We start from the raw sequence: 12,332 nt of genomic DNA on the forward strand, positions 1-12,332 counted from the left end.
CCCCGGTCACTCCAGCCGGGGCAGGGAGAGCACGAAGGGGACGCGCAATTGGTAGGCACCCAGGACGTGGTCCGGTCCCAACGGCGCACAGGTGTGGTGTCCCGGCTCGAGTCCGGGGACGAACGGAGCGGAGAGCCGCAACTCCGCCGACAGGCCGCGAACGGTGCCCTGGCTCCAATCCTTCGTCCACGGCGCGGACGTCAGCAGCGGACCCACCGTGCCGAGCAGGGACTGCTCGTGGATCTCCCGCATGGCCTGGAAGGAAGGCACCTCGGAGACGGGATGGTAGGGCTCCGCGGGTGCCTCCCACTGCAAGGAGAGCAGGGGCGTTCCGGCCACGAGCGAGCGGACGTCATAGCGCCCCGGATCCTCCTGGGTGTCGCCGATGCGCGCCAGGACCTTGTTGAAGCCCCAGCACAGCCAGCCCCCCACCGTGGGCATGGAGGCATTGAGGAACAGCCGGGGCAGATACACCCGCGGGAGCGGCGTGCCCGTGCGCGCCGACCGCCGCCGCGAGGCCACGAAGGGCACCACCACGGCCATCTCCTCGTACGTCAGGGAGGAGGCGGACGCGGAAGACCAGCTCATGCGCGACCGGTGGAGCGTGCCGAATGAGAACAGCACGGGGTGGCTCCCCTCGGGAGTCAGTCCTTGGGGCAGCAACTCCAGATCACGCCCCAGGCGCGGCTCGCGGGCGAGCATCCGCTCCACGCTCGGACGCGGCAGGGCGAGGGTGACGATTCGCGTGGACCAGTCGCCGACAAACCCCACACCTTCTCCTCGTGCTGGACTCATCGTGTCTTCATAGCGCGATCACCGTCGACGGTCGGGCCAGATCTGGACTTCGTGCGGCCGCTGACCTCGTGAGTCATGGGGGCAGGCGTTCCCACATGAGCAGACAGTGCGGGGCCGTGTGCATCGCAGGCGCATTGTGGAGGCATCGAAGTGCCGCGCTATGGTCCGCGCATGCGCTCCACCATGCCGCTGCTCGTCCTGTTCGTTGCACTGCTGCCAGGGTGTGGCAGTCCTTCCGCGACGCCTTCGCTCGATGAGGCGGGCGAGTCGTCCGCTCTCCGCTCTTCGCTCGCGGCTCCTCCGGGTTGGTCGACCACGGGCAGTTTCGCGCGGCGTCTGGCGCCCAGCGCGGTCTTGCTCCCTTCTGGGAAGGTGCTCGTCGTGGGCGGGTTGTTGGAGACGTACTCAACCACCGCGGCGCTGTATGACCCGGCCACGGGCACCTGGAGCCCGACCGGGAGCCTCGCCACGGCGCGCGCGCTCCCTTCGGTGAGCCTGCTGCCCGACGGGCGCGTTCTGGTCGCGGGTGGCGGACCTCCACCCTCCTTTACCGCCGTGGCCAGCGCCGAGTTGTATGACCCGGTGAGCGGCACCTGGAGCCCGACGGACAGCCTCCTCACGCCGCGGCTTGGGCATACCGCGGTGCGGCTCCCCTCCGGAAAGGTGCTCGTCGTCGGCGGGATGACCAAACTCTCGTCATCCGTGCGGCTCGCGAGCGCCGAACTCTACGACCCGCGGACCGGTGTCTGGACAGCGGCCGCCAGCATGGCGACCGCGCGGTGGCGTCCGGTTGCGACGCTGCTCAAGACAGGCAAGGTGCTCGTCATCGGTGGCGCGGCTCCTGGCGACGCGGCATCCACGTCGGCCGAACTCTACGACCCCGACGCGGACAGGTGGACGCCGACAGGAGGGCTCTCGGTCTACCGCGAGTACGACTACTCGGTGACGCTGCTGGACTCCGGGAAGGTGCTCGTCGTGGGCGGGAAGAACAAAGTGTCCCTCGCCAGCACGGAGTTGTACGACCCGGCGAGTGGGACCTGGAGCACGGGCGAGCCGCTCGCGCGCTCGCGGGACGCGCACACCGCCACCCTGCTCCCCTCGGGCAAGGTGCTGGTGGCGGGCGGGAACTCGTGCAGGTCCGACTCGGACACCACGAACTCCTGCCAGGTCCTGTCGGAGACGGCGCTCTACCACCCGGAGACCGGCAAGTGGACACAGGGGCCGCAGGCCGCGTTGCGCCGGAGTGAGGCCGTGGCGGTGCGGCTCGACTCGGGCGTGGTGCTCGTCGCCGGCGGGTACCACACGGACGACGTGGCCCCCGCGGAGCTCTACGCCGAGCGAGGCCCCGCGGCCTCTACGCAGGCGCTCCAGACGAGGCAGGGCTCGCGCCTCGAGGTGAGACTGGAGGCGGGCGATCCCGACGGGGACTCGCTGACGTACACGTTGGTCGAGCCTCCCCAGCACGGCACGCTCGCGGGGACGCCTCCAGTGCTCACCTACACGCCTACCAGCGACTTCGTCGGAACGGACACCCTGCGGTTCAAGGTGTCCGACGGCCTGCTCGAGTCCGAGGTCGCCACGGTGAGCATAGAAGTCCAGCCCGCGCCGCCGCAGCCCGAGGAGCGCGGAGGCCCGTGTGCCGCGGCGGGCGCGGATCCCTCGGGCCTGGGGCTGTGTCTGGCCGTTCTCGCGGGACTCGCGCACAGGCGGCGCCCAGCTCGTGGGACGCGGCCAAAGCCATCATGACATGACCGCGAGCGGGCCCAACGCCGCCTTCTCGAATGGGTCACGCGCGCGTCAGTCGCGCAGCAGCGGCTGGCCCGCCAGCACGTGCTCGCACAAGGTGAGGGAGCGGTTTGCGTGCGAGACGAGCGTGGTGGCGAGCCGCGCTGCCAGGGTATCGCCTTCGATCGGGTCGGGCACCGATGCCGGGAGATAGATCGCACCGCGGTGACCTGGCCGCAGCCAGGCGCCGACCCGCGCCTCGCCGTGGACGACCAGGTGGGTCGCGTCCGTGCCATCCGTGATGAGGTTGCCGGTCAGCTCGAGGTCGCCCTCGATGAACACCTGGGCGTCGGCGCTGAGCAACAGATCACGCGCGCTCAGCGAGCCTTTGATCCACAGCGGCACGTAGAGATCGAGGTCGCGGATGACCAGCGGCCCATCGACGATCAGGTCGCCTTCGATGACGCACACCATCGGGTCCACATTGCCAACGTAGGTCGGTCCGCTCAGCTTGAGCGTGCCCTCGTGGACCACAAAGGCGACCTCGTTGCCGCCGAAGAGATCCTCGTAGTTGACCGAATCGTCGCTGACCTCGAGCAGATTGTAACGCTCGAGGCCAAGCGCGGTTGCCAGGGGTTGAAACCGCGCGCCGGGGAGGTGTGTGTACGGTTGGGGCTCTCGTGACATGCGGCTTGATAACAAATCGTTTACGCCCCGGCCAACGGGATGCTAGGGCAGGATCTCGACGTACCCTTCCGTTCCATGCACGCGGATGCGTTGCCCATCCTGGATCAGCCTGGTCGCCTGCTCCACGCCGACGACAGCCGGCAGACCGTATTCCCGGGCGATCACCGCGCCATGGGTCATCAGTCCCCCCACCTCGGTCACCAGTCCCTTGATGGACACGAACAAGGGCGTCCAGCTCGGGTCCGTGAAGGAGGTGACCAGGATATCCCCCTCTGCCAGGTTGGCGTCCGCCATGTCCAGGAGGACGCGGGCTCGTCCCTCCACCACGCCCGAGGAGACCGCTAGACCGACGAGGGCTCCGGCGGGGAGATCCGCTCGTTTGTACGCACCTGCGACGATCTCACCCTCGGACGTGATGACCCGCGGTGGCGTCAGCTTCCGGTATCGTTCGTGTTCGTCCTTTCGCCGGCTGACGAGCTGGCCATCCAGCTGGTTCGTGCGCATGACTTCGCGAAGCTCCTGCAAGGTGAGATAGCCGATATCTTCCTTTTCATGGAGCACGTGGGCCCGCACGAGCTGATCGGCTTCCTTCAGCAAGGCCTGCTTGTAGAGGAAGTATCGATTGACGATGCCGTATTTCGGGTATTCACGGTAGCCGATGAAGTTCCGGAGCCGACGGATCATCCGTTGCGCTTCTCCGGCTTTTTGCTCCCCATCCGGCGATTGCTTCAATCGCGCCAGGAGTTCCTGCTCCTTCTTCAAGGCCTCCTGCCGTCCCTGCTCGAACTTCCGGCTGCCGGCCCCGGGCTCGAAGGTCTTGATGTTGCCGAGGAGCAAGGGAACGAGGGTCGTGGGTTTTTCGCGCCAACGCGTCCTCGTCACATCGATTTCCCCGACGCATCGCATGCCGAATTTGTCGAGGTAGGCGGAGAGGGCGTCGTGGGCTGCCTGTCCACCCTCCAACCGGGTCAGACCCTCCAAGAAGCCTTCATCCCTGGCATTTTTCAGGTATTCGATCACCTCCGGATGAGGCCGGATCGCGTCCGCGACGTCCAGGAGCGCCAGCCCCATTTCCGAGGTGATGTTGTTCGGCACGGACTGAGAAAGCGTGTCCGCGGCGTTCTTCTCGCCCAACCACGCCATCATCTTCTCGTTGATCCAAGACGAAGCGTTCATGGCGGCCATGATCACGCTGACGCTCCGCGGTTCAAACAAGCTCTTCTTCAAGTGCTGAACGTCTTCCAGGATGAAATCCAGTAATTCCACTCCGGATTTCGTTTGGATGTTCCGCTTCAGCGCTTCGATCGACGTCTGGCTGCTCGCGATCAACTCGGCGACGATCGCCGGATCGTCGTCGATGGGCGGGTGGGAACCCCCGGGCGACATACCTGGCTTGCCTTGAGCGGGACCCGGTGCTGGTGGAGCCGCGGGCGACGGTTCGATGAAATCGCCCCGCTCGATGAGGGTCATGAGGGCGTCCTTGAGGAGCGGATCGGCTCGGCCCAGGGCATCCATCAGGACGCCCCGGCTGGCCGGTGAAGCCAGCTCCTTCATGACATCGACGAACAACCGCCCACCCGCCGCATACATGGGACGAGCGGCGGTCAACTGCCACAAGGACAGCCCCAAGGGCTTCATCGGGTCGGTCATCATTTGTTGATGGCCGACGGAGATGAAGACGTGGTTGCCTCGATCCCCCACATCCGGGATGGGGTACAGGGTCGTGATGGGCCGGCTCTGGACGATGTAGAACGCGTCGTCGGCCAGGCACCATTCGATGTCCTGGGGATGACCGAAATGCCCTTCGATCCGCCGGCCCAGGCGCTCGAGCCGCACGATCTGCTCATCCGTCAGCACGGGGCTGTTCTGCCGCTCGGGCTCGAGCACCCGTTCCTGCGTACCGCCATCCGCCAAGGCCCAGGTCGCCAGTTTCTTGGTGGCGACCGTCTTCTCGGTGACCTGGCCGTTGCGCACCTTGTAGCCATCGGCGTTCACCAGGCCGGAGACCAAGGCCTCACCGAGGCCGAAGCCAGCCTCGATGGATGACACCTTCCGGTTCGAGGTCACTGGATCGGCCGTGAACAAGGTTCCGGCCGCCTGTGGGGCGACCATCTTCTGCACCACCACCGCCATGTGGACCTTGCGGTGGTCGAAGCCGTGTCGAAGGCGGTAGATGACCGCCCGCTCGGTGAAGAGCGACGCCCAGCACCGGCTGACGTGCGCCAGGATCGCCGGCTTCCCGATGACGTTCAGGTACGTGTCCTGCTGGCCCGCGAAGGAAGCCGTCGGCAAATCCTCCGCTGTCGCGCTGGACCGGACGGCATAGGCAGCTTGCTCGCCGAGCCTGGAAAGGATGCGGGTGATCGCTTCCTGCACGTCTTCAGGGATGGCCATCCCTTCGATGAGCGTGCGGATCTCCGCGCTGAGCTCCCGGATTCCATCCCGATCTTCCGCCTTCAGACGTGACAACCGATCGAGCCATTCGCCCAGCGCCGGCGCTTCTCCCAGGATCCGCTTGAAGGCTTCGGTCGAAACGCAGAAGCCATCCGGCACGTGGATCCCTTCCAACCTGGAAAGCTCCCCCAGGCTCGCCCCTTTCCCCCCGACAACCATGATTTGGGTGCGGTCGACCTCCTGGAAACCGAGCACGTAAGCATGCATCCCTTCACCTCCCTCATCGAAGAGATCCACTATAGGCCCGGCTCCAGGTCACGAGGGGCGCATTCGGGTGGGGGTCCCGAGTTCCGGCTCCCGTCGTCAGTTCGTCACGTCGAAGGAGCCCAGCGTCAACCAGCCCCCCCAGTCCTGGCCCTGCTTCGCATTGGCGAAGCTGACGGACTTGCCATTGGTCAGCGGATTCACGACCCGCATGAGCAGCTTGTAGCCGGTGCCCGCGCTCAGCCCGTGGGTCGCACTGAAGCTCTTCGTGGAGGCCGCGCTTCCAGGCTGGATCCCGGGCAGGTTCACCTGGGTCGTCCCCAGGGTCTTCAGCCAGGTGTTGGACGCGTTCAAGACGACGAACTCCAACTTCCAGTCATAATAGAAGGGAGCCACTCCCCGGTTCTCGAGGTTGATGTCCACGGACAGAGGGGTGGATTTCGTGGGATTGGGCAGCCGGACGGAGGAGACGAACAGCTCGTATCCCAGCAGCTTCTGCGCCCGGAGGGCATTGTTCCTCTGCGTGGAGCTCAGGGTGTTGTTGAACATCCAGTTGTTGAGCAGCCACGTGGCATGCGTGGTCTTGATCGCGGTCTCTTCGTTCTCGGTGGGCGTGCCGTAGTAGTACTCCACCGGGTTGGGCCAGCTGTTCCACATCGTGGGCTGCATCTCCGGCCGCTGCTCTCCCCCCATGGGCCGGCTGCGCCAGTTCTCCGTGAGGCCGGCGCTCTGCATCTTGGGCCAGAAGTGCCAGCTCACGCCTGGCAGCGTCTCATAGGCGAACGAGTCATCGTGGTAGCCGAAGTCATTCTTGTAGGTCTGGCTGGCCAATGGGTCGCGCACCAGCACGTGAGTCCGGGTGAAGGCGGACTTGTACCGAGCCAGCAGCCGATCCTTGTTCGCCTGGGACATCTCCCAGTTCGGCTTGCCATCGGACGTGTCCGAGTCCTGCGGATAGGTGTGCCACTCGCCCCAGTACCCATACAGGCCCGCCGTCACGTAGGCGACCCGCGCATCCCCGTCGATGTGTTGGCCGAGCGCGCCGATGAAGGCTTCCAGCGCCTTGATCAGATTGCCGTTATTCCAATCCGGCGCCTTGCTGCTCGAGTTCCCATAGTCCGAGTAGGACCGCATGGGCAGGCCCTCGTTGATGAGGAACTGGGGCGTGGCCACGGCCTGGCCCGGGTAGTCGAGGTAGATGCGAAAGGCGATCTGATTGCCCCGGCTGGCCGCCGCGGCCATCGCACTGTCGAGCCCGGCCCAGTTATACGAGTAGGTTCCCGACGAAGAGTTGCCTCCCGTCATCAGTGAATTCAATGGCAGATAATACCACTCCATGCTGTACGGGAAGCCATTGGTGGCCGCTCCGAACGGAACGAAGCCCTTGAGGGGATTGGACTCGAGTCCTGGTGCATTTCCGTTGTAGGTCTGGCTTTCCCATGCGCCCGAGGCCGCGGGGGCGGAAGTGGCGGCGGTGAGAGCCAGTGGAAGCGTGAGCGCGAGGGCGCGCAGCGGGGGCAGCGACATGTCGTTCTCCTCGAAGCAGGTGGCGACGGGGGTTCGAGGAAGATTATGCTTCCAGCTATTACTTGAATTCCAGTGAAAAACCTTATCTGCGTCATGAGGGCCACCATCCCCTGGCGGAAGGGCTCGCCCTCGAGCGAGAGGGTGTCAAAGAACTCGAGCGATGCGAACATGGGCGGAGGGCCCGGGCGGTGGCTCAGGACACCCGGACGCGCTTCGGCACCTCGACGTGGTCCAGGTCCCGTACCGCCACCACGTCCTCCACCACCGTCCGCGCCTCCCGCACGAACGCGTCCGTGTCCTCGTAGCGCTGCGAGAAGTGCGCGAGCGCGAGCCGCCGCACCTTCGCGTCCCGCGCCAGCTCCGCCGCCTGCTTCGCCGTCATGTGGAAGTGGTCGTGCGCTTCCTGGTGCTCGCTCTCGAGGTACGTCGACTCGCACACCAGCAGGTCCACGCCCTCCGCCAGCCGCGCCGCGTTCGCGCACGGGCGCGTGTCCATGATGAACGCGAACGCCTGTCCCTCGCGCTTCTCGCCCACGTCCTCCAGGCGCACGGTGCGGCCTCCCACCTCCACCACTCCCTTGCGCTGGAGCTCCCCGACGATGGGCCCCGACAGCCCGTGCTCCTGGAGCCGGCTCGCGATGAGCTGCACGCGCGCGTGCTCCTCCAGCCGGAAGCCGAAGGTGTCCACCGAGTGCTCCAGCCGCGCCGCCGAGAGCGTGAAGCCCTTCGTCTCCACGAGCCGGCCATCCTCCGTGATGGGCCTGGGCGCGATGGTCGCCTTGTCCGCGAAGATGGTCGCGTGCCGCAGCCGCTCGAAGTAGGCCTGCCCCGAGGCCGGGTAGTAGACCTCGACGCAGTGGGACACCGTGTCCAATGAGAGGCGCTGGATGATGCCGGGCAGCCCGAGCGCATGGTCTCCATGGAAGTGGGTGATGCAGATGCGCGTCACATGGCTCGCCGAGAGCCCCGCGTGCAGCATCTGCCGCTGTGTGCCCTCTCCCGGATCGAAGAGGATTCCCTCGTCCTCCCAGCGCAGGAAGTAGGCGTTGTGGTTGCGGTGACGCGTCGGCACCTGGCTGGCGGTCCCGAGGACGATGAGCTCCCGATTGGACATGACGTGTCTCCCGCGCGTGGCGCGACTGGTGGGCTCCGACCGGACGGCGCCTCGTCCCCACTCCTGACTTATAGCCCAGTCCACTCGGGACCCCGTGCTCACTGCCGTCCCACATGGCAGTATCGCCGCTCCGTTCGCCGGGACCCGCCCATGCTCTCATCACTTCGTCGCCCCGCCTTGCCTGCCCAGCCCGTGGTGTCCACGGGGCTCGGGCTCAATCGACTCATCTCCGCCACTTGCATCGTCGCCCTGGTGGTGCTGGCCGCCGGGGTGTGGCTGCAACCAGGGGGGCAGTGGCGCTTGTCGGCGCTGGCCCTGGTGGGGGCGGGGATCGGCGCGGTGCTGCTGCGCACCAGCTTCGGCTTCGCTGGCGCCTTCCGCGCGCTGATCCAGGAACGGGATGCCAGCGGCTTCCGGGCTCATGCCGCCATGCTGGCGTTGGCCAGTCTGCTGATGCTGCCGATGCTGGCCCAGGGTCACCTCTTCGGTCAGGCGATGCGCGGGGACGCGACGCCGGTGGGCATCGGCTTCGCCGTCGGCGCGCTGCTGTTCGGGGCCGGCATGCAGGTGGGCGGAGGCTGCGCGTCGGGCACGCTGTATTCGCTGGGCGGCGGCAACGCCAGGCTGCTCGGCACCTTGCTGGGGTTCGTGCTGGGTTCGGCGCTCGGCGCCTGGAGCATGGGGTTCTGGTGGTCACTGCCCACCCTGCCCGGCGTGACGCTGCAGGGGCTGATCGGCTTCGGCCCGGCGCTCGTCCTGCAACTGGCCGTGCTGGGGTTGATCTGGCGTCTGGGTCGTGGCGTCAAGGCGCCCTCCCGGCTGCTCGTGGCGGGCGGACTGGCCCTGGCGCTGTTGAACGCCCTCACGCTGCTGCTGGCGGGCAAGCCCTGGGGCGAGACGTCCGCCTTCGCGCTCTGGGGTTCGAAGCTGTTCACCGCCGCCGGCATCGATGCCCATTCGTGGGCGTACTGGCGGCGTCCTGGCTTCAATACGCAGTTGGATCGCGCGACCTCGCTGGACATCACCAGCATCATGGACGTGGCGATCCTGCTGGGGGCGACCCTGGCCGCCGCGGGGTCCGGCGTGTTCCGCCCGCGTTGGGGCGGAGATCTTCGCGCCTGGGCCGGCGCGCTCCTGGGCGGCGTGGCCATGGGCTTCGGCGCGCGGTTGTCCAATGGCTGCAACATCGGTGCTTATTTCAGCGCCATCTCCGTGGGCAGCCTGTCGGGTTGGGCTTGGGCGGCGCTGGCCTTGGCGGGCAGCTGGATGGGCATCCAATTGCGGCCACTCTTCGGTCTAGACCCCGGTGGCCGCCGGAGTTGGGGGCGCGCGAGGCCCGAGCCCGTCAGTGCTCAGGCCGGGTAGAACTTCAGGGGCGCTTCCTCGAGTCAGAAGCGGCCCTCATCACTCCGCGACGTGGAATCGAGCAGAGGCTCCATCCAGGAGCGAGCACGGCCCGACCCTCCGCCTCAGGCACAAATCGTCTGACACCTTCTCAGCCTTCTCGACGCTCCCCTGGGTTAGGGTCCGGCGCCCGTCGGCTTCGCCACCGGCCGCCATCCCGAAAGAGGAGCACGCATGACCGACCTCATCCGACAGCTCAACGACATCGTCTGGAGCCGTCCGCTGATCTACCTGTGCCTGGGCGTGGGGCTGTACTTCTCGCTCCGTACCCGATTCATGCAGGTGCGTGGTCTGGGCGAGATGATGCGGCTGATGTTCAAGAGCCAGAAGTCGCAGGCCGGCGTGTCGTCGTTTCAGGCGCTCACCATGGCACTGGCTGGCCGCGTGGGCACCGGCAACATCGCGGGCGTGGCCACCGCCATCACCTTCGGTGGCCCTGGCGCCGTCTTCTGGATGTGGATGACGGCCTTCCTCGGCGCCTCCACCGCCTACGTCGAGTCGACGCTGGCACAGATCTACAAGGAGGTCGACGAGAAGGGCCAGTACCGCGGCGGCCCGGCCTACTACATCGAGAAGGCCATGGGGCAGAGGTGGTACGCGTGGCTCTTCGCCGTCGCCACGGTGGTGGCCATGGGCCTGTTGCTCCCCGGCGTGCAGGCCAACGGCATCGCCGCCGCGGTCGAGAACGCCTGGAAGGTGCCAACCAGCGTCACTGCAGCCGCCCTCGTGGTGGCGCTCGGGTTCATCATTTTTGGTGGCGTCAAGCGCATTGCCCACTTCGCCGAGGTCGTGGTGCCGTTCATGGCGCTCGCCTACATCATGGTGGCGCTGGTGGTCATGTTCCTCAACGCCGGCAAGATCCCCAGCATGATCGCGCTCATCTTCAAGAGCGCCTTCGGCATGGAGGCGGCGTTCGGTGCGGTGCTGGGCCTGGCGGTGGAGTGGGGAGTCAAGCGCGGCGTGTACTCCAACGAGGCCGGCCAGGGCAGTGGCCCGCATCCGGCGGCGGCCGCCGAGGTGTCCCACCCGGCCAGCCAGGGCTACGTACAGGCGTTCTCGGTCTACGTCGACACGCTCTTCGTGTGCTCGGCGACCGCCTTCCTGCTGCTGTCGACCGGCATGTACAACGTGGTGGATCCGGGCGGCAAAGCGATCGTGGAGAACCTGCCTGGCGTCGGTGCGGGCCCCGCCTATGCGCAGGCTTCCTTCGAGCAGGTACTGCCCGGCTACGGTGCGAGCTTCGTGGCGCTGGCGCTGCTGTTCTTCGCCTTCACCACCATCGTGGCCTATTACTACATGGCCGAGACCAACATCACCTACATCAACCGTCAGGCGCACCGGCCATGGATGTTCATGGTGTTGCGCATCACCATGATGGCGTCAGTGGCCTACGGTTCGGTGAAGAGCGCGGGAGTTGCCTGGGATCTGGGTGACGTCGGCGTGGGTCTCATGGCCTGGCTCAACATCATCGCCATCCTCATCATCCAGAAGCCCGCGCTGGTGGCGCTGAAGGACTATGAGGCCCAGAGGGAGGCCGGGCTCGAGCCGGTGTTCGACCCCGACAAGCTCGGCATCAAGAACGCTGGATTGTGGAAGCGCCCGGCTGAACAACGGCCTGGTGTCGAAGAGCCCGCGCTGGACCTCGCGGCCCGCGCCGCCGCGAACCGCGAATAGCGCGAGGCCAGGCGGCGGCGCAGGAGCGGGCGCGCGCGACGTACAGTCAAAGGCCCTTCTTCGCGCGCAGGGACTGCTCGACCTCAGGGAGGAACGGACTGCCGCCCCGCTCCGCGAGCCCATCTCCCTGGCCGATATCGTCGCTGCCGCCGGGGTGCCGGAGCGCTCGCTTCGCGCTGCGTTCATCGCGGCTCGGGGGATGCCGCCGGGTGCGTTCCTCCGCCGCCGTCGCTTCGAGATTGCGCGACAAAGGCTGCTCGCAGGCGCGCCGGGGACGACCGTCGCCGGCGTCGCGGCCTCGCTCGGCTTCGTGTCCGGCGGGCGATTCAGCGTCGAATACAAGAGGCTCTTCGACGAGAGCCCGTCGGATACCCTCGCAGCCTCGCGCGGGCCCGCGGGGCCGACGACGAAGCGCTCCCCCAGAGCCTGCTGAGCCCCACCGCTCCATTCATTTCATACACAGATCATTCGTCGCCGCCGACGCGCGTCCGGCTCCACGTCGAACGTGATGGGTTCGCGCCGGAAAATGCACGAGCCTTCGTTGTGCGAAAACCGCAGTCATTGTGCCAAATCGGCAGGAATCCGACCGCGGTCACGAGGTAGTGTTTGTCGAAATTGCCATGAAGGCTATAACTTCTCACTCTACGGGTGAAGCGAGAGCAACCCGTAGTCCGTGGTCAGCAGCAATCTTTTACTTTCCACCCGCTCGGGCCGGCCCGCATGGCGATCCACTTCGCCACGCTCTCCC

The 12,332-nt window shown here is 66.7% G+C and carries 9 protein-coding genes; 4 read left to right on the plus strand and 5 right to left on the minus strand.

Annotated features, from left to right (window positions below; translation table 11 throughout):
• Nucleotides 1-6: 6 nt before the first annotated feature.
• Nucleotides 7-795 carry an acetoacetate decarboxylase family protein gene (locus tag F0U63_RS30430; protein ID WP_395835148.1) on the minus strand — a complete coding sequence of 263 codons (789 nt, stop codon included), beginning with the start codon at nt 793-795 and terminating at the stop codon, nt 7-9.
• A 150-nt stretch (nt 796-945) separates the two neighbouring features.
• Here F0U63_RS30430 and F0U63_RS30435 point away from each other — a divergent pair, with 150 nt between their 5' ends.
• Complete coding sequence (locus F0U63_RS30435) at nt 946-2,541, plus strand: kelch repeat-containing protein (protein WP_395835150.1); 1,596 nt, start codon at nt 946-948, stop codon at nt 2,539-2,541.
• Nucleotides 2,542-2,592: 51 nt separating this feature from the next.
• Here F0U63_RS30435 and F0U63_RS30440 read toward each other — a convergent pair whose 3' ends face one another.
• From F0U63_RS30440 to F0U63_RS30455, 4 genes are all read right to left on the minus strand, one after another.
• Nucleotides 2,593-3,207, minus strand: a complete 615-nt coding sequence (locus F0U63_RS30440) for a hypothetical protein (protein ID WP_395835152.1) — start codon at nt 3,205-3,207, stop codon at nt 2,593-2,595.
• A gap of 42 nt (nt 3,208-3,249) precedes the next feature.
• Nucleotides 3,250-5,898, minus strand: a complete 2,649-nt coding sequence (rph, locus tag F0U63_RS30445) for a rifamycin-inactivating phosphotransferase (protein ID WP_395835154.1) — start codon at nt 5,896-5,898, stop codon at nt 3,250-3,252.
• Nucleotides 5,899-5,964: 66 nt separating this feature from the next.
• Complete coding sequence (locus F0U63_RS30450; protein WP_395835156.1) at nt 5,965-7,392, minus strand: DUF4832 domain-containing protein; 1,428 nt, start codon at nt 7,390-7,392, stop codon at nt 5,965-5,967.
• Nucleotides 7,393-7,585: 193 nt separating this feature from the next.
• Nucleotides 7,586-8,506, minus strand: a complete 921-nt coding sequence (locus F0U63_RS30455; RefSeq protein WP_395835158.1) for a ribonuclease Z — start codon at nt 8,504-8,506, stop codon at nt 7,586-7,588.
• Between the two features lie 150 nt (nt 8,507-8,656).
• Here F0U63_RS30455 and F0U63_RS30460 point away from each other — a divergent pair, with 150 nt between their 5' ends.
• The 3 genes from F0U63_RS30460 to F0U63_RS30470 all read left to right on the plus strand — a co-directional run bounded on the left by F0U63_RS30460 (nt 8,657) and on the right by F0U63_RS30470 (nt 12,017).
• Nucleotides 8,657-9,871 (plus strand): YeeE/YedE thiosulfate transporter family protein, encoded by a 1,215-nt coding sequence (locus tag F0U63_RS30460; RefSeq protein WP_395835160.1) that lies wholly within the window; start codon nt 8,657-8,659, stop codon nt 9,869-9,871.
• A 213-nt stretch (nt 9,872-10,084) separates the two neighbouring features.
• Nucleotides 10,085-11,584 (plus strand): alanine/glycine:cation symporter family protein, encoded by a 1,500-nt coding sequence (locus F0U63_RS30465; protein WP_395835162.1) that lies wholly within the window; start codon nt 10,085-10,087, stop codon nt 11,582-11,584.
• Nucleotides 11,529-12,017 (plus strand): helix-turn-helix domain-containing protein, encoded by a 489-nt coding sequence (locus F0U63_RS30470; RefSeq protein WP_395835164.1) that lies wholly within the window; start codon nt 11,529-11,531, stop codon nt 12,015-12,017. The genes F0U63_RS30465 and F0U63_RS30470 overlap by 56 nt, the downstream gene beginning before the upstream one ends.
• The last annotated feature ends 315 nt before the right edge of the window (nt 12,018-12,332 follow it).

Origin of the sequence: Cystobacter fuscus (assembly GCF_044360685.1) — a bacterium.
Lineage (GTDB): Bacteria > Myxococcota > Myxococcia > Myxococcales > Myxococcaceae > Cystobacter > Cystobacter fuscus_C.

What these genes read in the sequence shown, in the direction of transcription:
- F0U63_RS30450 (WP_395835156.1), bottom strand. Translation starts at nt 7,392, where the DNA reads ATGTCGCTGCCCCCGCTGCGCGCCCTCGCGCTCACGCTTCCACTGGCT.
- F0U63_RS30465 (WP_395835162.1), top strand. Translation starts at nt 10,085, where the DNA reads ATGACCGACCTCATCCGACAGCTCAACGACATCGTCTGGAGCCGTCCG.
- F0U63_RS30430 (WP_395835148.1), bottom strand. Translation starts at nt 795, where the DNA reads ATGAGTCCAGCACGAGGAGAAGGTGTGGGGTTTGTCGGCGACTGGTCC.
- F0U63_RS30455 (WP_395835158.1), bottom strand. Translation starts at nt 8,506, where the DNA reads ATGTCCAATCGGGAGCTCATCGTCCTCGGGACCGCCAGCCAGGTGCCG.
- F0U63_RS30440 (WP_395835152.1), bottom strand. Translation starts at nt 3,207, where the DNA reads ATGTCACGAGAGCCCCAACCGTACACACACCTCCCCGGCGCGCGGTTT.
- F0U63_RS30460 (WP_395835160.1), top strand. Translation starts at nt 8,657, where the DNA reads ATGCTCTCATCACTTCGTCGCCCCGCCTTGCCTGCCCAGCCCGTGGTG.